Origin of the sequence: Pseudomonas sp. B21128 (assembly GCF_044218865.1) — a bacterium.
Classification (GTDB): domain Bacteria; phylum Pseudomonadota; class Gammaproteobacteria; order Pseudomonadales; family Pseudomonadaceae; genus Aquipseudomonas; species Aquipseudomonas iridis.
In genome coordinates, this window is sequence record NZ_CP162590.1 from 408,649 (window position 1) to 430,750 (window position 22,102).

At 58.2% G+C, this 22,102-nt stretch carries 15 protein-coding genes and 1 pseudogene; 2 read left to right on the forward strand and 14 right to left on the reverse strand.

The window, feature by feature from the left end; translation table 11 throughout:
• Together mmsB and AB4P91_RS01830 are read right to left on the reverse strand one after the other, a co-directional pair.
• Window positions 1–903, reverse strand: a complete 903-nt coding sequence (gene mmsB, locus AB4P91_RS01825) for a 3-hydroxyisobutyrate dehydrogenase (RefSeq protein WP_042557542.1) — start codon at window positions 901–903, stop codon at window positions 1–3.
• Between the two features lie 10 nt (window positions 904–913).
• Window positions 914–2,440, reverse strand: a complete 1,527-nt coding sequence (locus AB4P91_RS01830; RefSeq protein WP_395604203.1) for a CoA-acylating methylmalonate-semialdehyde dehydrogenase — start codon at window positions 2,438–2,440, stop codon at window positions 914–916.
• 149 nt (window positions 2,441–2,589) lie between these two features.
• Between AB4P91_RS01830 and AB4P91_RS01835 the strand changes: the two genes are divergently transcribed.
• The gene (locus AB4P91_RS01835) at window positions 2,590–3,537 is read left to right on the forward strand and encodes a LysR family transcriptional regulator (protein WP_395604934.1); all 948 of its coding nucleotides are present in this window, start codon (window positions 2,590–2,592) and stop codon (window positions 3,535–3,537) included.
• A gap of 617 nt (window positions 3,538–4,154) precedes the next feature.
• Here the strand turns inward: AB4P91_RS01835 and AB4P91_RS01840 are convergent.
• From AB4P91_RS01840 to AB4P91_RS01865, 6 genes are all read right to left on the reverse strand, one after another.
• Window positions 4,155–4,625 carry a Rha family transcriptional regulator gene (locus AB4P91_RS01840; protein WP_047335971.1) on the reverse strand — a complete coding sequence of 157 codons (471 nt, stop codon included), beginning with the start codon at window positions 4,623–4,625 and terminating at the stop codon, window positions 4,155–4,157.
• Window positions 4,626–4,890: 265 nt separating this feature from the next.
• Window positions 4,891–5,892, reverse strand: a complete 1,002-nt coding sequence (locus AB4P91_RS01845; protein WP_395604204.1) for a hypothetical protein — start codon at window positions 5,890–5,892, stop codon at window positions 4,891–4,893.
• Between the two features lie 56 nt (window positions 5,893–5,948).
• Complete coding sequence (locus AB4P91_RS01850) at window positions 5,949–6,344, reverse strand: hypothetical protein (RefSeq protein ID WP_395604205.1); 396 nt, start codon at window positions 6,342–6,344, stop codon at window positions 5,949–5,951.
• A 201-nt stretch (window positions 6,345–6,545) separates the two neighbouring features.
• Complete coding sequence (locus AB4P91_RS01855; protein WP_395604206.1) at window positions 6,546–6,848, reverse strand: hypothetical protein; 303 nt, start codon at window positions 6,846–6,848, stop codon at window positions 6,546–6,548.
• Between the two features lie 425 nt (window positions 6,849–7,273).
• Window positions 7,274–7,939, reverse strand: a complete 666-nt coding sequence (locus AB4P91_RS01860) for an HNH endonuclease signature motif containing protein (RefSeq protein WP_395604207.1) — start codon at window positions 7,937–7,939, stop codon at window positions 7,274–7,276.
• 641 nt (window positions 7,940–8,580) lie between these two features.
• Window positions 8,581–10,071, reverse strand: coding sequence for a tyrosine-type recombinase/integrase (locus tag AB4P91_RS01865; protein ID WP_395604208.1), 1,491 nt, complete (start codon window positions 10,069–10,071; stop codon window positions 8,581–8,583).
• A 44-nt stretch (window positions 10,072–10,115) separates the two neighbouring features.
• Between AB4P91_RS01865 and AB4P91_RS01870 the strand changes: the two are divergent.
• Window positions 10,116–10,253: pseudogene (locus AB4P91_RS01870) on the forward strand (LysR family transcriptional regulator); the annotation flags it as partial.
• Here AB4P91_RS01870 and AB4P91_RS01875 read toward each other — a convergent pair.
• The 6 genes from AB4P91_RS01875 to recC all read right to left on the reverse strand — a co-directional run bounded on the left by AB4P91_RS01875 (window position 10,250) and on the right by recC (window position 21,953).
• The gene (locus AB4P91_RS01875; protein ID WP_395604935.1) at window positions 10,250–10,702 is read right to left on the reverse strand and encodes an OmpA family protein; all 453 of its coding nucleotides are present in this window, start codon (window positions 10,700–10,702) and stop codon (window positions 10,250–10,252) included. The pseudogene AB4P91_RS01870 and the gene AB4P91_RS01875 sit on opposite strands and share 4 nt — an antisense overlap.
• A 47-nt stretch (window positions 10,703–10,749) precedes the next feature.
• Complete coding sequence (locus tag AB4P91_RS01880; protein ID WP_150595153.1) at window positions 10,750–12,018, reverse strand: diguanylate cyclase domain-containing protein; 1,269 nt, start codon at window positions 12,016–12,018, stop codon at window positions 10,750–10,752.
• Complete coding sequence (locus AB4P91_RS01885) at window positions 12,015–12,590, reverse strand: YfiR family protein (protein WP_150595154.1); 576 nt, start codon at window positions 12,588–12,590, stop codon at window positions 12,015–12,017. The genes AB4P91_RS01880 and AB4P91_RS01885 overlap by 4 nt, the downstream gene beginning before the upstream one ends.
• Window positions 12,591–12,730: 140 nt before the next feature.
• Window positions 12,731–14,818, reverse strand: coding sequence for an exodeoxyribonuclease V subunit alpha (gene recD / locus AB4P91_RS01890; RefSeq protein WP_395604209.1), 2,088 nt, complete (start codon window positions 14,816–14,818; stop codon window positions 12,731–12,733).
• The gene (gene recB, locus AB4P91_RS01895; RefSeq protein WP_395604210.1) at window positions 14,815–18,504 is read right to left on the reverse strand and encodes an exodeoxyribonuclease V subunit beta; all 3,690 of its coding nucleotides are present in this window, start codon (window positions 18,502–18,504) and stop codon (window positions 14,815–14,817) included. The genes recD and recB overlap by 4 nt, the downstream gene beginning before the upstream one ends.
• The gene (gene recC, locus AB4P91_RS01900; RefSeq protein ID WP_395604211.1) at window positions 18,501–21,953 is read right to left on the reverse strand and encodes an exodeoxyribonuclease V subunit gamma; all 3,453 of its coding nucleotides are present in this window, start codon (window positions 21,951–21,953) and stop codon (window positions 18,501–18,503) included. Before recC ends, recB begins: the two co-directional genes overlap by 4 nt.
• Window positions 21,954–22,102: the final 149 nt, after the last annotated feature.

Consider the following 22,102-nt stretch of genomic DNA (forward strand, 5'->3'; position numbering starts at 1 on the left):
TCAGCGCTGCCCTTCAATTGCAGGCTTGCGATAGCTGTTGATAATCGCCGAGAAATCTTTCCCCCCGTCCCCGCGCTGGCTCATCGCCTGATACAGCTGCTGCGCCACCGCGCCAAGCACCACGGGCTGATGTGCCTGACGCGCCGCTTCAGTGGCAAGGCCCAGATCCTTGAGCATCAATTCCGCACCGAAACCACCGGTGTACCCGCGGGAAGCCGGCGCTGTTTCGACGATGCCCGGCCACGGGTTGTACATTTCCGAGCTCCAGCAACGCCCGGTCGAACTGTTGATGATCCCGGCCAGCACCGACGTATCGATCCCCAGCGCATCGCCCAGCGCCATCGCTTCACTGACGCCGACCATCGAAATCGCCAGCAGCAGGTTGTTGCAGATTTTGGCGATCTGCCCGGTGCCGACTTCACCGCAATGAACGATGTTGCGGCCCATCTGCGCCAGCACCGGTTGCAGGGTGGCGAACAGTTCCGGCGTGGCGCCGACCATGAAGGTCAGGGTCCCGGCAGTCGCACCGCCCGTACCGCCGGACACCGGCGCATCGGCCATGGCCACGCCTTGTTTGGCGGCAGCCGCGGCGACGTCCCGAGCAGTCTGCGGATCGATGGTGCTGCAATCCACCGCCGGCACGCCTTTACCGATGCCGGCGAGAACACCGTCTTCGCCGAGCCAGACGCTGCGCACGTGCACGGCGGCCGGGAGCATGGTGATCACCAGTTCGGCGTCCTCGGCAGCCTCGCGGGCCGAAGCGCGGATGGTGCCGCCCATCTGCTCCAACTCCGCCAACACGGTTTTGTTCAAGTCGACCAGATTCAGCGAATGGCCAGCCTTGATCAGGTTGCGCGCCATCGGCGCGCCCATGTTGCCCAGACCGATAAATGCGATTTTCATGGCACGTTCCTCAGCGCAGGTTGATGGTGGTGTTCACGCCGTCGTTGACGCTGTCGTCATCGAACCAGCGCGCCGTGACCGTTTTGGTCTGCGTGTAGAACTGCACCACTTGCTTGCCGTACGGGCCGAGGTCGCCGAGTTTCGAACCGCGCGAACCGGTGAAGCTAAAGAACGGTACCGGCACCGGAATCGGGATGTTGATGCCAACCTGGCCAACGTCGATTTCCGTCTGGAATTTACGCGCCGCCGCGCCGCTCTGGGTGAACAGACCTGTGCCGTTACCGAACGGGTTGGCGTTGACCAGTGCAATCGCCTGATCAAGCGTGTCGACCTCCAGCACCACCAGCACCGGGCCGAAGATTTCCTGGGTGTAGATCTGCATGTCGGTGGTCACGCCCGAGAACAGGGTCGGGCCGACGAAGTTGCCTTGCTCGTAACCCGGCACGCTGATGTCGCGACCGTCCAGCTCAAGCTTGGCGCCTTCCTTGATGCCGCTTTCGATCAGCTCGAGAATCCGCGTCTTGGCCTTTTTCGAAATCACCGGGCCGACATCGGTGCCCGGCTCGTTACCGGCGTTGACGGTGAGTTTTTGCGCCAGCGCTTTCAGGTCCGGCAGCCATTGTTTCGCCGCGCCCACCAGCACCACCACCGAAGTGGCCATGCAACGTTGTCCCGCCGCACCGAAACCGGCACCGACCAGCGCATTCAGCGCTTGCTCGCGATTGGCGTCCGCCAGCACCACGGCGTGGTTCTTCGCCCCCATCATCGATTGCACGCGTTTGCCGTGTTTGCCGGCCAGGTCATAGACGTGAGTGCCGACAGCGGTCGAACCGACGAAGGACACAGCTTTGATGTCCTTGTGAGTGCACAGGCCATCCACCACGTCTTTGCCGCCGTGAACCACGTTGAGTACGCCCGCTGGCACACCGGCTTCAATCGCCAGCTCCACCAGCAGCATGGTCGACAGCGGATCTTGCTCAGAGGGCTTCAATACGAAAGTGTTGCCGCAAGCGATGGCCATCGGGAACATCCACAGCGGAATCATCGCCGGGAAATTGAACGGCGTGATGCCGGCGCAAACGCCGATCGGCTGGCGCAGGGTGTAAGTATCGACGCCACCGGCGACGTTCTCGGCGAACTCGCCCATTTGCAGGCTGCCGATGGAGCAGGCGTGCTCGACCACTTCCAGGCCACGGAAAATATCGCCCTCGGCGTCGGCAATGGTTTTGCCCTGCTCGGCGCTCAGCACCACGGCGATACGCTTGGAGTGCTCGCGGATCAGCGCTTGCAGCTTGAGCATGATGCGCATCCGCGCGCCGATCGGGGTCAGTTTCCAGATCTGGAAGGCACGCTGGGCGGCGCTGACGGCGGCATCGACTTCAGCGGCAGTCGCGAACGGGACTTTGGCCAGCACTTGCTGAGTCGCCGGGTTGACGATGTCGTGCCACTCGGTGGTCTGCGACTCGACCCACTCGCCGTCGATCAGCAGCTTGACCTTCTGCAGCGTGGTTTCGTTGGGCGTAAGCGATGCGTTCATGCTGGTCTCCGAAACTTGTTTTTATCGTAGGAGCCAAGGCGAAAGGTTCGCCTTGAGATGAGGCGTGTGTCACGAGTTGGTTGTCGGACTGTTTTTGGAGTATAGATGTGCAAACTTCTAATAAGAACGCACATAAAAGCCCGTCCATCATGCAAAAAAACATCACCTCTCTAGGTTCGCTGAACTGGGACGACCTCAAGTTTTTCCTCGAAGTCGCCCGCACCCGCAAGGCCAGCACCGCGGCCAAACGGCTGGCGGTCGACTACACCACCGTGTCGCGGCGGATCAGTTCGCTGGAAGCGGCGTTAGGCACGTTGCTGTTCGAGAAATCGCGGACCAGCGGCTTCGTGCTCACCACCGAAGGCCAGCGTTTGCTGGGTTACGCCGAATCGATTGAAAGCACATTGCACATGGCCTGCGAGCAGGTTTCAGGCTCTGGCGTGGCGCTGTCCGGGCATGTGCGCATGGGCTGCACTGAAGGCTTCGGCAGTTTTTTCATCACGCCGCAACTGAGCCATTTCGTCGACGCCTACCCGGCCATCTCGGTGGACATCCTGCCGCTGCCGCACTTCATCAGCCTGTCCAAGCGTGAGGCCGACATCGTCATTGCGCTGGAACGCCCGGAGCACGGACCCTACGTCTGCTGCAAACTCTGCGACTACCGCTTGCAGCTCTATGCGACCCAGGACTACCTCGACAAACACCCACCGATCCGCCGCCCGGCAGACTTGGGCAAGCATCAATTCATCAGTTATGTGGATGACCTGGCGTTCAGCTCGGAGCTGCTTTACCTGGCGAATGCGCTACCGGGTGCCAGCGCGAACTTGCGCAGCACCAGCGTGATCGCGCAATTCGTCGCGGCGCAGCAAGGTCGCTCACTGGCGATTCTGCCGTGCTTCCTCGCCGCACAAGACCCGCGTTTGTTGCCGGTGCTGCCGGAAGAAATCGACATCACCCGGCAGTTCTGGATGTACTGCCGGGAGGACCTGCGCAAGTTGAAGCGGATCACCTTGTTGTGGGATTACATCCGTGAGGTGACGGAGCTAAACCGCCCGTTATTGCTGGGCGAAACGCGAGACCTCCGGTTTACAGACTGAGCGTCTGCGAGTCGTGAGGGAGTCCTATCCTAACGATGTCAGAGAGGTCTTGGCAACGTGTTGTGACAGGGGTTGTGACGCTACTTGTGACAGCACGACGAGTTATCGAAGGGAACCACGAGGCACTCGATTCAACAATCCGATAGGCATCTGAGTGGGCACACGGGGGGAAATCGCGGGGCATGTATCAATGAGGTGGTCTTTCAGATTTTTCTTCCAGATTCTCATTGAGGGTCTTGAGGTGCCCATACAGCCAGAAGACCAGCCGGACAGACCCAGTAGAGGGCCTGTAGGTGGTCCATGGGGTTCTCCTTGAGGGATTAGAGTGACTTGTGAAAGCGAACGTCTGTGAGTTCGTGTTGCAGGGCTACCTCAAGGAGGCGCTCATATGAATGCGGCCAGCTCCCTTGGGATTGGTCATTAGAAGCGCCTGATTGAAGCAAGGCATAGCATAGCGCCGCATGTGGTGTCAGAGACTCGACAGGCACCTTAGTGACTACCCGTTTGCCCTTGTAGGTGTAGCACAGTGTGACACTCATCGCGGGACCTTTTGTGGGCAACTTAGCTATTGAGCATAGCCCGTCACGCTTCGTTTGAGGAAGTATCAATCAACGGCCTCAGCGGGCCTTGAGACGCCTTGCAGCGGTCCTGATGTCCCTCATTGCGATTCGATAGTTGTCCTTCTCACGCTCGATCAGGTGGACCACAGCGGCCTGTACCGACACACGTTCAAAGCCTGAGCCTTCCAGTTCAAGCCATCGACCCATGATTAGGTCTGACAGCTCCCATGAGTACCGAGACAGCAGGACGAAGGTTCGACGCTTATCAAGGATGGTCAACGGCTGGGTTTTGCCCCGGCCATCAGTGTATTGGGTGCTGATAATCTGGCAGCTCAAATCTGAGCCACGAGATTCCAGCGCTTTAGCCATCTTGGAGATGTCACGTAGGACGTTCTTGTGAGTCTTCCCGGTGATCTCTGCGATCTCCAAGGAGGTCATTGCTGGTAAGCCGTTAAGGGTCGTTGGGGATACCGCCCCGGCCTTTGAGATGTTCTCGAAGATGGTTGCTGTGTTGGTGGTCATGTTCATTGGTCTTTTCCTCTTGTTTGCTCCCTCAAGTTCGCTCCCACGGGCAGCCGAAAGACCCGACCAAGGGTTCTGCCGGTGGCATGAAGGAACAAACAGGAAGACTTTCGATTAGATGGATGCCCAGCGACGGGCAGGTGCTTTGGTCTCGACATACTGACATTGGTCCAAATCTGGGCCGATCTCGTTGAAGCTGTGCCCCTGCCGGTCCCTATTGGATCGGCCTTACGGGGCTCACAGAGGTGCCCTCAGATCTGAGGAGTCCTCCTTAGGTCAGCTTGATGTTGGTAATCATCGGGAAGGCCACAGCTTCGGTCTGGAGACCATCAGCGGTCAGCTTCACGCGGACCTTGCCGTTAGCCACGATGTCCACGGTGGTCATGATCTCAACGTCCCAGCACTGATGGGCACCATTACGGGTCGCTTGGATCTTCCAGATGTCTCCGTTACGGCCTTCACGGTAGCTCAACGAGGTGAACAGCTTAGGCAGGAGGAACAGACCATAGTCAGTACCCGCGTAAGGTTGCACAGAGGCGCCAATCAAACTCTCGATGTCCTCTACGCCCGCACGTTGAGCAGCACGCTCCAGAACGGCCAGCAGCGACACCGGCAGTAGGACAACAAAGTCGCCCAACGAGCTACCTACGGTCTGGTTGATGTTCATCGTCAAGATGTCGATCAGGTCCTCTGCGATCTCGACAGGCTTGCCGGTTGGCTTAGCCACAGAGAAGCTCTCGGTGCTTGGGCCAGTCGAAAGAATCTTAGCGACGCTCCCAGCGGCCTCATACTCGATGTCCCGCAACAGCTTCTCAGCGGTCTGACTCATGGACTGCTCAGTGAAGCCAGCCATCAAGGTGTGGTCGAGGATGGTGAAACGCTTGCTAATCAGCAGTGCCTCAGAGGTCGGCTCAGTGAAGATCACAGAACCGGCCAGGACAGGGCCCTTCGAGATGGTCTCATTGTCCCAGTTCTTACGAGGGTCGAAGGTGACGGTTCGGTCCGCCATGGTGATGATCTGTTGACCACTGGCCTCAGAGCCAGCCGGGCGGAACTCACAAGGGGTCGCCTCCATGGCAGCTTCTCGCCATTCATCACCATTGAGGTGATCTTCGAGGACCTCTGTGAGGGCTTCCACATAGACGGACACATCGGTGGCCGCTTGGGTCTCTGGACGGACATCAGCAGTATTGAAGCGAATCGACCCATTTTGACTATCGGTGATGGCAGTGCTGTAGGTCGACGGTTTGACGTATTGATTTGGTTGTTTCATTGGAATAGGTCTCCTGAAAAATAAGTAAGGAAGTAATCGGCGCAGGTCTGGAGTGATCAGCCGTTATTACGTGAGCGAGCTGCCAAAACTTTCTGACCGTGTTCACGGATGGCAGCAGCGCGGGCCTCTCTATCAGCTTTCGCTTCGGCCAGTTCGCGTGGCGTCCACTCGCGTAAACGTTCAGCACGCTCGTCAGCTTCCCGCTGAAGTTGTTCACGGGTCGCTTTCTGCTCCCGCTTGGTCATGAAGTAGACCTGAGCGTCCTCTTGGATGGCCTTGAGGGACAAACCGGCTTCCTCGAAGGCTTTGATAACGCCAAACTTGGTGCCGTTGTTCCGGCCACACTGGGCCATCAGCAAGGGCAACATGACGCTTTCGACGTACTCACGATTGAGGGTCTGGCCCGACACAGTTACTTCGTTCTTCAGGACTTTAGTGATGGTGATATTCATTGATTTGGATCTCCTGTGAGGTGACCCATTCGTTCAGTCTTGGCGCCATAGACACGCACGACAAGACGGCAAGGAGGGAGCCGCGTGGGCATCTTCCAAGACTGACGAATAGGTTCTTGATTGGTTATTTGAAGCTGATGGTCGATCAGGACATGGCGAACCTGAGAGACATCATTGAGGGCACCAGTGAGGCGACACTGGTTATTGCTGGACTGCTATGGGACGAGCGTTGAGGATAACGGGAACACCCTTCACTGCTCCGTAAAGAGCGATCAGGTCGAGACCAGTAGCAGCCATGAGAGCCTCAAGGGACTCCATTAGGAATGCTCCCAGTTTGCCCGAGACGAACTCATTGGCTTTCTCAGGGTGCCGGTTCGTGAAAACATCGAGAGCTTTTAGATCGAACAAAGCGGTAGAGGATCGTCCGGTCATTGCCGACTCGATGGACAACAAGATTTCACGGCGTTGATGATCGAGACCATCGAGTTTGAAGTGGAGTCGCATGGGCCTCCTTTGAGACGAACTGAGAGAACGGGATGCTTATGGTCGGAAGACCAATCCCTAACTTAGAGATAACTTGAGAGGTTCTTTAAGACAAGAGCAAAGATTTATTTAAAGAATAATAATTAGAGTTACTCAATGAGTAATCTTTAGAATCTTTAAGGTTAAAGGCCCCCATGAACATTGAGCAATACACGGTGGCCCCAATCCCGTGCAAGGCCTCCCAGCGATGCCCTCAAGAGGCACCGACTAACGATCAGCAATATCAATGTTCGCTCCTTCCTACTGGAGTCAGACACGAGGTCTGCTTACCGGGGACAGTTGAGCGTTGGCGATCTGGTCGCGCTTGGCACTCGGTGGTCTCTGGTCGGGCGTGGTGATGCCCGGTAGGAATCTGTGTAGCCATAGTGAGGATACTGACCATAGGGCTATTGTCTGATAGTCACTCGATTAGGTGCCCCAATGATGATCCCTTGAGGATCCCTGCGAGCCGTATCACCCAAGTTATCCTTCTTCACCTGAGCGAGCCAATGCTGGGCAGCACGAGGGTTCTCAAAGTAGTTCATATGGGTGATGCCTCTAATTGTTGTCTTCCCAATGTACCGAACGCCTGAGGTGAATTTGTAATCACGGGTGACACCAGTAGGAAGATGAGGATCCTTCTTTGGGTACTTCTCTTTAAGAGCAGATGCACGGTTACCGAAGTTTTCGTGATAGGTCAGCGGTCGGAGATTACTTGGATGATTGTTGTTCGGGTTACCGTCGATATGGTCAATAACCAAAGACTCATCAAATTCACCATGAGTCATTCGATAAACAATGCGGGATTTCTGAACGCGGACTTTGTGTTTAGTGTCTCCGTCCATCCAAGTTACTTCGACCTGCTGGCGCAGCGAGCTATTGGAATAGGTGCCCACGGGTGCACCCTCTTCGGTTCCCCTGCGAGTCTTGCCGGGGATGAGCTTGAAGGATCGAGCCACGATGCCCTCATGGTCGTCGCTGAGCTTGTAGCGGGCCTCAAGGATCTCAATGGGTGGCAAAAGACATACGGATACATTGGTGCCTTGAAGCTTGATCTTTGTTGCAGTGGTCATGGTTGGCCTCCTGAATTGGGTAGGTTTTGTGTCTGCGGCCATAGTGAGGGGTTTAAATCCTACGACCAGTTTCCTACCATCGAGACCATAAATCCGTAGCCTCTAAGCTCACGCGGAAAGGCCAGGAGTGAGCGGATCATTCAAATCGCGTTCACGCCCGCAGCAGCCCTATTAGTGAACGGCTCCGCGCCAAACCTGCCGATCTTGGAAGGATAATTGAAGAGTGTTCGAGCAGTCTCCTGAGAGCTATTGCATGTTCGACTATGAAGAATCTTTGCCTTATCCCAGATAGCCTATGCTGTTGTGGCACAACGCTCATTCGCATGGAGAGAACCTATGGCGTGGTACATCGCAAACTCATCGTTAACGCTGGCTGACAATCCAACAGCGATTTGGAATCAAATATTTGGCCCCGGACAGATCGTTCCAGCTTCTGGCATTTACCGCTGCACTGGATGTAGAAAAGAGATCACATCAAATGGCGGTGATCCATTCCCACCTCAAAACCATCACCAACACTCAGTACTCCAAGGCCCAGTGCAATGGCGGCTGAACGTCGGGACTAACACTGCTGGAGAATGATTCAGCTAGGCGAGTGCGTCAGAGAGCAGTAATTCTATTGACGCACTTTTATTAAGAACTCAGCGGCCCTGAAAGCTACCTTCAAATAAAAAACAAAGCATCTCAGCGACAACCTCCACAGGAACACCAGAGCCATAGGTGTCAAACGTAATAGTACCCGAGGCGTGCCCCATTACAGCCTGAGCGTGGACTGTAGGAACACCTTTCACCTGCATCAAAGAGGCCAACGAATGTCGCAATGAGTGAAAAGTGAGACCCGCCGTGTGATCTTCTCCAAGAGCCGCTGGGATCGCTTGTTGATTCGCCCATTCACCGGCTGTCTTGTACCCAATCTGAGCCAGTGACTTTGATTCACTTCCCTTACAGGACTCGACATACCGAAGGAACGCCGCAAGGTCGAACCCATAGGCGCCATCAGTCAACGGCACCAGTCGTTCACTACGTTTGTTCTTGATGGACTTCCCTTCGCCAACCTCATTGATGTGGATGGCAACAACTCCAGACTCAAGGGTCTGAATGTCGTTCGTGGTGAGCTGAGAGATTTCGTTAAGTCGCCCGCCCGTGATGACGCCAAGGCTGAGCAGCCAGCGCTTCCATGAGGTTCCTGAGAGGCTGTTTGCGTATCCCATCACCTTGCCCACTTGAGCCTGAGAGAAAGCCTTACGGGTGGACTCAAGGCCTTTCGTGAGCTTGAGTTTCTTGTCGTATGTCTTCGCCAGATGACCGTTTTCCACAGCCCAAGCGAGTACAGCGGAGAGCTTCACGATCAACTTATTGACCGTCGAGGGCATCCGTCCCTGCGAAAGGCGATCACGCAAAGCTACAAGATCAGCCCTTGTGTGGTTTCTGAGATCGAGGCTTCCCAGTTGGGACGACAACAAGCCATGACACAACTTGGTCTCCTTCAAGGTTGAAGCCTTCTGATCCTGCCCCCGGTCAGCCAGATAGAGGCCTGAAAGAGTCTCAAAGGTCATTGCAGTCGGTAATACAGATAGAGACAGAGGGACGGCCTCAACTGCATTCAACTGGCCACCTTCAAGCTCCCGAATGATCTCCACCAGAGGCACGGAGTCCCCCTGTAAGCGCAGCTGAGCGGCCTCCATTACCTTCTTCGCTCGCGCTACGTGTTCATGCTGATCGACACTCAGCGGCATCGTTGCGGCGATCTCCGTCAGATTTGTCCTGACGTCCTCATAGAGGTCGCCCCAGTCACGCAAGGAGTGCACATCATGGGATGCCGATAAGAGATTCTCAGCGACCCACAGCAAATGGTCTCGCAGCTCCTGCCAAGTCGCCTGAGGGTGATCCAAGTGAAAGGCCTTGATTGTCTCGGAGAGTCGTCGTGAAGCGTCCATAGCGGCCTTTCTGTCGGTGGTCTTAAGGGAAACTGAGGCTGTATGAGAGACGCTGCCAGTTTCTCGCAGACGCAGATAGTAAATGCCGTTACGCCGGTAGTGATAGGGCTTCGCAAGCCTCGTGGTTGGCCTTAAAGGAACCACAAGACTTGTGACACCAGTTGTGACAGTAGAGCGTTTGGATTGGGTCTTCATGGCGGTCAGCCCCCGTAAACGTTGGGATTGACCTCACTGACTTGCAGTTCTGGATGTACTGCCGGGAGGACCTGCGCAAGTTGAAGCGGATCACCTTGTTGTGGGATTACATCCGTGAGGTGACGGAGCGCAATCAGGGTCTGCTGATGGGGCAGACCCGTGAGATGCAGTTCGCCGATTAATCGGCGCTGACCACAATCGAAACCCGACGGTTTTCCGTGCGGCCCGCGGCGGTGTCGTTGGATGCCACCGGCTCGCTGCTGCCCAGCCCGCGCAGCTGTATGTTTTCTTGCTTCATGCCAACCGTGCCCAATACGTTGGCGACGCTTTTGGCCCGGCGCAATGACAGTTGCTGGTTGTAGGTTTCCTTGCCCGACGCATCGGTGTGGCCGTCGACCCGTACCCGCTCAATACCCACGCCCACCAGGGCTTTGCCGATGCGCGAGACGATCTCGGTGCTCTGCGTATTGAGGCTCTCGACATCGCTGCCGAACAGCACTTTGCCGGACAGGCCGAACTCCCAACCATCGTCAGTCAGCTCGAAGCCTTGTTGCTTGAGCACAGCAACCTGCGCCGCAGAGAGGCCTTTTTGCGGGGCTGTCTGGCAACCGGTCAGCGCCAATATGGCCATCAACAGCAGCGTGGAAAACAGTCGAGAAGGAAAAGTGAACACGGAAATTAGCTCCTGGTTTGAACGGGACTGACCGGGTGCTCCGACCCCGCCATTGATTGAGCGCCACGCGACAGGCGCTTGGCTTGATACATCGCCGCGTCGGCGGCGTTGAGCAGCGCACCGGGGGTGACGCCATGATCCGGATAAACCGCGATGCCGATACTGAGCGACGTCACGACACTGCCATCACCCGGCAGGGCGATCGGCAGGTCCATGCTCGCGAGAATCTTGTCAGCGATGCGTTCGGCGTCTTCGACCTTGTGCAGAGGCGCGAGCAGTACAGCGAATTCGTCCCCGCCCAGGCGCGCGACCAAATCCCCTTCACGCAACTGCGCGCGCACCCGGTCAGCCACCGCCACCAACACCGCGTCACCGGCCGCATGGCCAAAGTTATCGTTGATGCCTTTGAAGCGGTCGCTGTCCAAAAACAGTACAGCCACGCGTTCCTTGAGTTTGCCGGCATTGCGCAGGGCCGGAATCAAGCGACCCTCGAAATAGGCGCGGTTCGGCAACCCGGTAAGACTGTCGTGACTGGCCTGGTGGGCCAGGGTCTCGTTTTCGTTTTGCAGATGGGTTTGCCACGACTCCAGTTCGTCGAGCAAGGCGTTGAAGTCGTTGCCGAGGTTGTCGAGTTCAGCGATCTGCGCTGGCGGCACACGCCGATCCAGCGCTCGTTCGCTACGGGCGGCGTGGGCCACGGTCGCCAGGCTGCGCAACGGGCCGATGATCTCGCGCAATTGTCGCCGCGCCAGATAGATCGCCACCCAGGCGCTGATGGCGGTACAGAGAAGGATCCCCGCCAGACCGCTGAGTAGAAAACGCATCAGACTGCCGCCGTGACCGGTGAGCAGAACACGTCCGATCTCGCGATTCTGATGGGTGATCGGCAAGTCGATCGGCTTTTCCAGAATCGCCCGGGCGAGTTGCATTTCCAACTCAGAGATCAAACCGGTTTCCGGTCGCTGCCATCGCGCGAGCAGTTGACCTCGGGCATCCAGCACCTGAGCGTCTGCCACTTCTTCGGCCGATGCGATCATTGCCAGCGACTCAGTGGCGGCAGCCTTGTCGTTGAACACGACCGCCGCTTCCACGGTGTAGCTGATCGACCGGGCGATCAAATGCAGGTTGTGGTCGGCATATACCCGCAACGCCAAAACGCCCAGCAGGGTCAGCGAAACACTGGCCATCGCCACTGCCACCAGTGCGACCGTGAGGTGCCCACGGCCGAGAACCGAGCCTAACGTTGGGCGCGTATTGGATCTGAACAGTCTCATTGTGCCGCCGATTTGCGGCGTGACAACTGCAGCACGCTTGGATGAATGCGCACGCCGCTGCGGGCAACAGAGTCGAGATTGACTTCGAAGGACACCTGCTCATCGCCGACGCGCAGACAGAACAGGCTGCCGACGGTGCACTGATCGTCGGCCTCGCTGATGCTCAGCACCGGGTGCCCTGTCAGCGAAGCGAACAACCGACTGCGTTCATCTGCGGTGAGTTTGCCGATATACACCGCATCGCATTCGGTGACGATGGCCGGGTTGTCAGCCAGCAGACGACGCACGATAACTGGCCTGCCGGTGGCCTGAGTAGTGCCCTTGACCAGATCATCGGTGTATTCAGTGGGGCCGACGATGCACAGGCGCAGTTGCGCAGGCTCTACCGGCCAGCGTGCGTAACTGAGAATACCCAGCACAACCTGGGTGACCGCCTGCGCCCGCTGTTCGGCCATGCCGGGCGGCGTCTGCGGTTGCGCGACGGCCGCGCCCGCCAGCAAACAGAGCAGACCGACAAGCACTGCGTGCTTGCAGCGAAACACGCGCTCTGTCGCCCAGACAGCCACCTTCATGCAGGGATTCTCTTGGATCGTAACGGGATGATGCCGCAACGATAGCACAGCGCCGAATCACCAGCGAGGCGCGGACTCCTGACCGGATGGTCAGTACTCAGCCTCATCCACCGAAACCTTCATCCCCGGGGCTCGGTGCCCTACTCCAGTTCCAGCATCAACCCGCTCAAGCGTTTTACTTTGCGCTGCACGGCCTCTTCAAAAACTCCGGCACGCGGTTCGATCAAGGTGAACCAGTGCTTGGCGCGGGTGATGCCGGTATAGATCAGCTCCTTGGTCAGCACGGGGTTCAAGGCGTCCGGCAGGATCAATGCGGTATGGGCGAACTCCGACCCCTGAGATTTGTGTACGGTCATCGCGTAGACGGTTTCGACATCATTCAAACGACTCGGCAACACAAAGCGCACGCCACCCTGACCATCGTTGCGCGGAAAAGCCACTCGCAGCACCGGTTTGCCGGCGTCAGGCCCCTCGCGCTCGGGCAGTTTGAGGGCAATGCCAATGTCACCGTTCATCAGGCCCAGACCGTAGTCATTGCGGGTCATCAGCACTGGCCGACCTTCGTACCATTGCTGGTCGTTGTCGATCAGTCGCGCCTTGAGCAACGCAGCGGTGATGCGCTGATTCAAACCTTCCACACCCCACGGCCCCTTGCGCACCGCACACAACAGCTGGAAGGTGTCGAATGCCTGCAAGACCTCCCGGGCCCAGTTGATCCAGTCCGGGTGTTCGAGCGGCCTGCCGAGCGGTGGACGCTGATCACGCAGCACGCTCAGATAATGCCGATAGCCTTGCGGTCCATCGCCATGGCCCTCAAGCAAGAGTCGCTCGAGCTGGTGATCGTGCTCGCCCTTGAGCGGCAACGAATACACATCGTCATAGTGCCCTGCCACCAGCAACTGACGCGCCTCATCCGGCAACTGCTGATTGACCCGGCGTGCGAGCTGGCCGATACCGCTCCCTTCGCCAAAGCGCCGGGAGTGACGCAACATCACCACTTGTTGCGCCAGCGGATGGGAGCCGTCGAGGTCCTCATGCAAGCCGCTGGCCTGCAACGATTCACCGCTGACCGACTCCAGCCATTGCCGAGTCTGCGGGCTATACCAACCGCTTTCGGCGTCACGGCACAAATCCCCCAACACGGCGCCGGCCTCTACTGACGCCAGCTGATCCTTGTCACCCAGCAGCACCAGACGTGCATGGGCCGGCAGGGCGTCGAGCAGGTTGGCCATCATTTCCAGGTCGATCATCGACGCTTCGTCGACCACCAGTACATCCAGCGGTAAACGGTTGCCGGCATGGTGGCGGAAGTGTCGAGTGCCGGGACGACTGCCCAGCAAGCGGTGCACAGTGGTCACGTCGCAGGGGATTTTCGCGCGTACGTCTTCGGCGACTTTCAGCGATTGCACTTGTTGGCTGATGGACTCGGTCAATCGCGCAGCCGCTTTGCCTGTCGGTGCAGCCAGGCGAATTCGCAGCGGATGGCCAGCCTCCACCGCTGGCGCTTGCAGCAACGCAAGCAAGCGCACCACTGTGGTGGTTTTGCCGGTGCCCGGGCCACCGGTGACGATACTGAATGCACCGCGGGTAGCGAGGGCACAGGCGAGTTTCTGCCAGTCGATCACCGCATCGGTTTTGGCAGAACCGAACAGCTCATTGAGCCGTTGTGGCAGGTCATCCGGCGTCGCCTCACTCTGGGCGAGACGCTGGCGCAACGCCGTATCGATGCGGCGTTCGTAAGCCCAGTAGCGCCGCAGGTATAAACGTTTTCCGGACAGCACCAGTGGGCGATTCTGCGCGGCTTCGCGGGTATCGGCTGCCAGCGCGACCAGGCCACTGCCCGCCAACGCCTTGCACCAATGCGCGCCATCGAGTGCTTCAAGCAATTGTGAAGGCAGCAACAACACGCCCCCTTGCACGTCGCCTTCGGGTGGCAGCGACAAGGCAAAGTCAGGGGCTTTAAGGGTTTCGAACAAATCCAGACAAACATGACCGTGGCCGAGTTGATGACTGGTCAGCGCCGCAGCGAGCAGCACCAACGGATCGGTATCGGGCTCAAGCTCGTGAAGGAATGCGACGAATGCCTTGTCCAGCGCACGCAGCCAGCCCCGTTCGACCCAACGGGTGAGCAACAGCAGCAAATCATCGGCGCTTGTCAGGGGCGAAAGTCTCGACAGGCTGTCGGCTGCCAGCGGTGTCGGCAACAGATCGGCAAACGTGCGGCTCATAGCAGGACTCCCTGTTCCCATGCGGGTTCGGCCTTGGGCTCGGGTTTGCCCTGGAACATCCGGTCGAGACGCTCGATCAACTCACGAGGCGGTCGGGCAAAGTACACACCGCGGCTGTCTGAGCGCGTGCCGCGCAAGAACAGGTACAGCGCCCCGCCAACATGCCGGTCGTAGTCGTAGTCGGGCAAACGGGCCTTGAGCTGACGATGCAACGCCAACAGATACAACACGTATTGCAGGTCGTAGCGGTTGTCCAGAATCGATTGTTCCATGGCGTGCTCGGTGTAGGCCAGATCGTCCACACCCAGCCAGTTGGATTTGTAGTCGGCCACGTAATAGCGGCCATCGTGTTCAAAGGTCAGGTCGATGAAGCCTTTGAACATGCCGTTGAGTTGCACTGGCTCTGCGCCAACCCGGGCCACACCGTTGTGGGTGAATTGGCGTACCAGTTCGTCGAGTTTCAGCACGTCAACTTTATGGCTGGCGAACCAGAACTCCATCTCGACTCGGTACTGTGTCAGCTGTTCGAGAATCACCGGTGGCTGCGCGTCAGCGATTGGCAGTGGCGACTTAAGCAGGTGTTGCAACCAGTCACGGAGGGTGGTGATCCAGCCTTCCCAGCCACGCAGGTTGCAGCGCCGGCCAATCGCATCCTCCAGCGCCTCGCGGGAAACGGCGAAACCGTCGTCACCTGCCCACTCCAGCAAACCGTGAAGAAACGTTCCCGGGTTGGGGCCACGGGGGAAGCGATGGATATCGGCGCCGCCGGTTATGATTTCTCGGGGCGCATCCGGGTCGAGGCGTTCGTCATCGAAAAGCTTTTGTGCTTGCGGGCTGTCCGGTGCTTCATCGCTGCCGACACTCAGCACATCACTGATGCGCAGCGCGCTATAGGACGCGATCCACCAGTTCTCACTGGCCTTGCGCTTGGGCAGCAACGTGGCACTGAGGACGGCTTCATTGCGCGGTGGTTGGTAATGCTCGTCGGTGGGTTGCGGCATTTCGCCGATGTCGATAGCCGGGCAGTCTTGCTGCAGGTCTTGCAACCAACGGTTGAGTCCATTGGATTCACCCAGAGAGGCACCGCCACCCAGCAGATAGCCGAGCGCAGAAAGGTGCAGCACCGAGCTGTTGTTATTGCCCCGTTTGAGATCCGTCACGCCTAACCAGCAGGCATGTTGCGCACGAGTCAGGGCGACATAGAGCAAACGCAGATCTTCGGCGAGACGCTCTTCATCCGCTTGCGCAATCAACTCGACGGTCGGCTTGAGACTCACCTGAGCCTTGCCCGTAGCGTCGTGGTAGTGCAGCGGCAATCGACTACCGTCCACGGGTTTCGCCGAGCAGATGAACGGCAGGAACACCAGTGGATACTCAAGGCCTTTAGACTTGTGGATGGTCACGACCTTGACCAGTTGCTCGTCACTTTCCAGGCGCAGGATCTGCTCTTCACCGGCCTGACCCGACAATGCCAGAAGCTCGGCCAGATGACGGATCAGCGCTTGCTCACCGTCCAGCTCTGCGGCGGCCTGTTGCATCAGTTCGGACAGGTGAAGAAGGTTGGTCAGCACCCGCTCGCCATCGCTGCGTGTCATCAAGGTCTGTGGCAAATGGAAGTCGTGAAGCAGGCGGCGCAACATCGGCAGCACGCCTTGCTTGCGCCAGAGTTCGCGATAGCCACGAAACTGCATGACTCGGGCTTCCCAAACCAGTTCGTCCTGATTCAGCCGCTCCAGTTCAACCAGTGGCAAGTTCAGAGTAATACAGGCCAGCGCGGCTTTCAGCGAACGTTCGACATCCGGCTCGGCGCAGGCTTTGAGCCAGGACAGCAGGTCGTAGGCCTCTTGGGCTGCAAACACCGAATCCTTGTCCGACAGATAAACGCTGCGCACACCGCGGGCGGCAAGCTCGCCGCGAACCGCTTGAGCCTCTTTACCGTCGCGCACGAGGATTGCGATGTCCGAAGGCCGCAGCCCTCTGAAATCTTCACCGCCCTGAACAAACCCCGCGCTGCCGGTTTGCCCGCCATTGAGCAATGCCGTTATTTCGCTCGCGCAGGCAGCCGCCAACTGTTGCCGATAAACCGCTCCCGACAGCGGTTGGTCTGTGGACAAGTGCCAGACATTCAATGCGCCAATGTGTTGTCCGGCAATCTGTAATGTCTCTTTACGACCTTGCGACTCGACCGGTTGAAACGGCACCGGGTTCTTGCCGTTTTTCTCCCGGAACAAAAACGCGCCGCGTCCCAGCTCTCGGGACTCGGCGCGTTCGAATACATGGTTGACCGCTTTGACCATGCCGTGACTGGAGCGGAAATTGGTGCCCAGCGTATGCAGTCGGCCGGTGGTGGCCTGACGGGCACGCAAATAGGTGTAGATGTCCGCACCGCGAAAAGCGTAAATCGCTTGCTTGGGATCGCCGATCAGAAACAAACCGGTATCCGGGTTGTTGTCTTCGATGCGATAGATGCTTTCGAAGATGCGGTATTGCACCGGGTCGGTGTCCTGGAACTCGTCAATCAACGCGACCGGGAATTGCTCACGGATCAACGTTGCCAGGCGTTCGCCGCCGTCTGATTGCAGCGCGGCATCCAGGCGTAGCAGCATGTCGTCGAAACCCATTTCGGCACGACGGCGCTTCTCTTCTTCGAAGCGCGCGCCGACCCATTTGGCGGCGTGCTGCAGGACAGCGGCATCAGGTGTTGGCAGTGCATCAAGACTCGATTTGAGCCCGGACATAGCATCGAGACCGGGGTGACTTGGGGCCTGCCCCTTCCACGCTTCGGCCATGCCGTCGGGGGTCAGGCGGGTGAAGCCGGTGCCGATGTCCAGTTGCTCCAAAGACTCGTCTTCGGCCCAAGCCTTGAGCTTCTCGAACCAGGGCTCAAAGTAACGCGCCTGCATCTTGCGACCATCGACAGTCTTGCTGGCAACGCCTTGATGACAGATGGCGAGCAACTCGTCCGCCCATTGACGCCAAGGCATCTTCAACTCGATCAATGCCGAGCGGCGCTCCTGCAAACACTCCTCGATAAGCTCTGCGGGTGCCTTGCCTTGATCGCTGTCGCGCTCACTGGCGAACAGTCCGCGCACTCGGGGTAGCAACGCTGCAGGTCCACCCCAGTTGCTACGAACCCAATTCAGCGCATCTCCCTGCATCGGGTAACAGAACAGCCGCCAGTAATCACGCAGCACTTCACCCAGCAAATCGCTGTGATCGGTTTCCAGGGATTGAGTGAACAGGCTGCCGCTGTCGAACGCATGCTCGCGCAGCATGCGCTGACACCAGCTGTGGATGGTCGAGACGGCGGCTTCATCCATCCATTGCGCAGCGATATCGAGGCGATTGGCACAGCCAGGCCATTGCTGAGGATCGAACTGATCGCGCAGGTCAGCGATCAGTCCGTCAGGGGCCGGGGTCTCGTCGCGAAAAAACCTCGCCGCCTCGGCCAACCGCGTACGAATTCGCTCGCGCAGCTCTTTGGTCGCCGCGTCGGTAAACGTCACCACGAGGATCTGCGGAGGCAACAACTCGCGGGCAAACCCGCTCAACTCACCGCCGTGCCCGAGGATGAGCCGCAGATAGAGCGCAGAAATGGTGAAGGTTTTGCCGGTACCGGCACTGGCTTCGATTAACTGGCTGCCACGCAGAGGGAACGCTAGGGCCAGCGGTGTCTTCGTGCTCATGAGCGTGGACCTTCGCTGGACAATGAACGCCAAGGAGCTTCATGCAGGGGGCGGTAGAGAGTGTCGCACCAACCGGAGAACGTCTCGTCCGCGAGTAATGCGTCGAAGTCGGCAAAATGTCGGGACAATGCCGGACTCTCACGGCGTTCACCTTCGCTGGTCTGCCCGTCACCTTCGTAGGCTTTACGGGCAGCAGCGTCAGCTTTGACTGGGTCGGTCTGCGACAGCCAGGCGAATGCGGTCTTTACCGCAACCGGCAATGGTTGGCGCATGCCGGCCTGCCAGGCGAGGAGTAAATCGCCAAGGAGACTAAGCGCGCGGGCTTGCTCCATTGGCTCCAGCAGTAATGTGTCGTCACTGGCGACCAATGCCGTGGTCAGTGAAAGTCCGCTGGCGCAGGCGGCAAGATGATTGACCCACGGTTTGGTCAGCCGATGCCACTTACGACTCTTGATCGAGCCGATGCTGTTGGGAATGGTCGTGACGGCTAACAGGCCACCATCAGCACGCTGATGCAGGCCTGCGAGCCAGCCCTCAAGCCGCAAACCCTGTAAATCGAGATTGACCGGGATCGCGCTGGTCACCGGTGTCGGCCATAACGTCAGTAGCTGTTGATAACGTTGCAACAGGTCGGGAAGCGGTTCGATCAGCTCCCGCTGCAGGCATTCGCCAAAACCGGCCATGGGCAACAATCCGCTGTTTTGCAAGCGTCGAGCCTGAGCCTCGAGTGCCTGATCGATATTGTCCGGTTGTCTGAGGGCGGCTTCGAGCAGGCTGTCGCTGAGCGTATAGCGCTGCAATGCGTCCAGCACAAAAGGTTCTTCATCGGCCAGCGGAGCTTCGGCGGCTTCGAAATACACCTTGAGGCGTTGGGTAAAAAAATGTCGTGTCGGGTTACGCAGGAAATCCTGCAGCAGGGCCAGGCTCAGAGGTTCTTCCTGAACGTAAGGCGTGAGTAATTCAGCGTGGGCCTGGGGCGCATGCTGTTGATGCAACACCTGCCACTCACTGGCATAGCTGAACAGTTGATCGCCTTCATGGAAATAGCGCGCACTGAACGGCTGCAGCGGATGCTCTTCGGTCATGGCGCCTAACAGATCCTGGCTTTCGTCGATCAATCGCCAGCCGCTAGCGAGGTGATCACGCAACTGGCCAATCAGCACCGACGCTGGTCGCTCACTGTTGTCGCGAATGCTGCGGCCGACCCAGCTGATATAGAGCTGATCACGTGCCGACAGGAGCGCCTCGAGCAACAGATAGCGGTCATCTTCACGCCGCGAGCGGTCTCCAGGGCGGTAGTCGCTGCCCATCAGATCGAAATCCAGCGGGGGTTGCGCACGGGGGTAGTCACCGTCGTTCATCCCCAACAAACAAACCAGCTTGAAGGGAATCGCGCGCATGGGCATCAACGTACAAAAGTTCACCGCACCGGCCAGGAAGCGCTGAGACAAACGCCCCTGATCCAGGCCAGCGAGCCAGGCTTCACGGACGACCGTCAGCGGCAGTTCATCGACCAGACCTACCGTCTCACAGGTCTCCAGCCATGTTTCACGAAGCTCTTCCAGTTGGGTAAGCAAGTAGTCGTCATGTTCATTACTGGCTTTGAAGAACAGCTGCATCAGCGCTTGCAGTCGCTGCCCCCACTCTTTGGGCTGAGCCGGTTGTGTGAGCTGCTGATGGGCGAGTTCCAGAGCATCGAGCAACGCTACCAACGGCCCGATCAATGCGGCATCCAGGCCGCCGATTTCATCATACGGTTCAATCCCTGAGCAGGCATTGGCGGTACCGACGGCGTAACCCAAGAGCATTCGGCGCAGGCCAAAATGCCAGCTGTTCTGTTCAAGTTCGACCGGCAGCCCGAGCCCGGCACGCTGCTCAGCGTTCATTCCCCAACGGACACCCGCCCCTTCGATCCAGCGATGCAGTGTTGGCAGGTCCCGCTCTTCTACGCCGAACCGGGCACGTAATGCCGGAACGTCGAGCAGGTCGAGGATTTCGCTGACGGGGAAACGACTGTCCGGCAGCTTGAGCAGGTGCTCGACCGCGATCAGTAATGGGTCACGGCCACGTTGCCCCTGATCCGCCAATGTGAAGGGAATGAAGCGTGGATCATACCGGTCGAGTTGACCAAACACCGCGCGTATATGCGGTGCGTAACTGTCGACATCCGGCACCATTACGATCACATCGCGAGGACGCAGACTCGGATTGGCACTGAAGCGCGCCAGTAGCTGGTCATGCAGGATTTCCACTTCGCGCTGAGCGCTGTGGGCAATGTGAAAACGGATCGAATCGTCTTCATTGAGATCAACAGCCGGCCAGTGCTCGCGGGTCTCGTTGAGTGGACGCAGCTCCAGGATATCGTCCTGAAGTTGATTGAGCAGATTGTGTGGCTCAGATTCGCTGAACAGGTCAATGCGGCCGTCGCGAAATACGGCGCGGTAGCTGTTGGGATCGTCGTAACTGTCGAGCAGGCTAATGTAGTCGCGACCTTGCTTACCCCATGCTGCCAATAATGGATGGGCATGCTGATGCAGTGTTTCGGGATCCAGCACGACGGGCATTCCGCTCTTGCGCGACTGTCGCTTGTATTGGTGACGCAGCAAATCCTTGTCCGCGACGATATCGGCCCAGTGGTGACGGCAAGGGTTATGCACACACAACAGAACCTGGCTGAAACGCGCGAGTCCGGCCAGCGCTTCAAGGACTTGGGCCGGTAACGACGAAATCCCGAAAACAATCACTCGCGATGGTAGTCCAGCAGGAGCTTTCGCAAGGTTGTTGATCCGCTCGATGAATCGCTGGTGAACCCCGGCGCGACTCTGCGCCATGCCTTGTTCACCCACGTCATTCAGTAGTGCACGCCACAGTTCGGCTTGCCAGCAGCTGGTAGCGGGCAAAGGTTTTACTTCGCCTCTGACATTTCGTAATTGATGCCGCCCTTCGGCCCAATCCTCAAGCCAGTCAGCCCGATACACCTGATATTGGTCGAAAAGATCCGCTAGACGCTCAGACAATTGATAGCGCTTGCGCAAGTCAGTGTCATGGGTAAGGAAGCGTTGCAGCGGCTCGAAATGCGCGCGGTCGATGACTTGGGGTAGCAACCGCATGAGGCGCCAGGTTAGTGGCGCTTTATCGAGCAGGGATTTGGCCGGAATTTCTTCTCGCCCTAAAACCATGCGATAGAGCTGCCACATAAAGCTACCGGGCAGTTGCACATCAATCGCTGCGGCGATGCCGCAACCACCGAGGTCGTCTTCTTCTGGATCTTCAGCCAGGGCCAGCTTTAGCCATTGGGCGATGCCATTACTCTGCACCAACGCAATTTCGTTCTCCAGGGGAGCCAGCGGATAGCGCCGCATGATGCTGACCACCAAGCTGCGCAGTTCGTCCAGGCTATTGCTCTGAACCACCATGAATGCAGCGTTGAGGGACTGGGCGTCCGGCATAAAGACTTCCTTGGAAAAGTACGAAAACCAGGTCAGAACCTTAGCATTGTCGGCGCGCTATAACAGCCGGACGAGGTCCGAGAATGCCGTAAGAACTTTCCTGCGGACAAAACAAAACCCCAACTGCTTTCGCAATTGGGGTTTCGGAA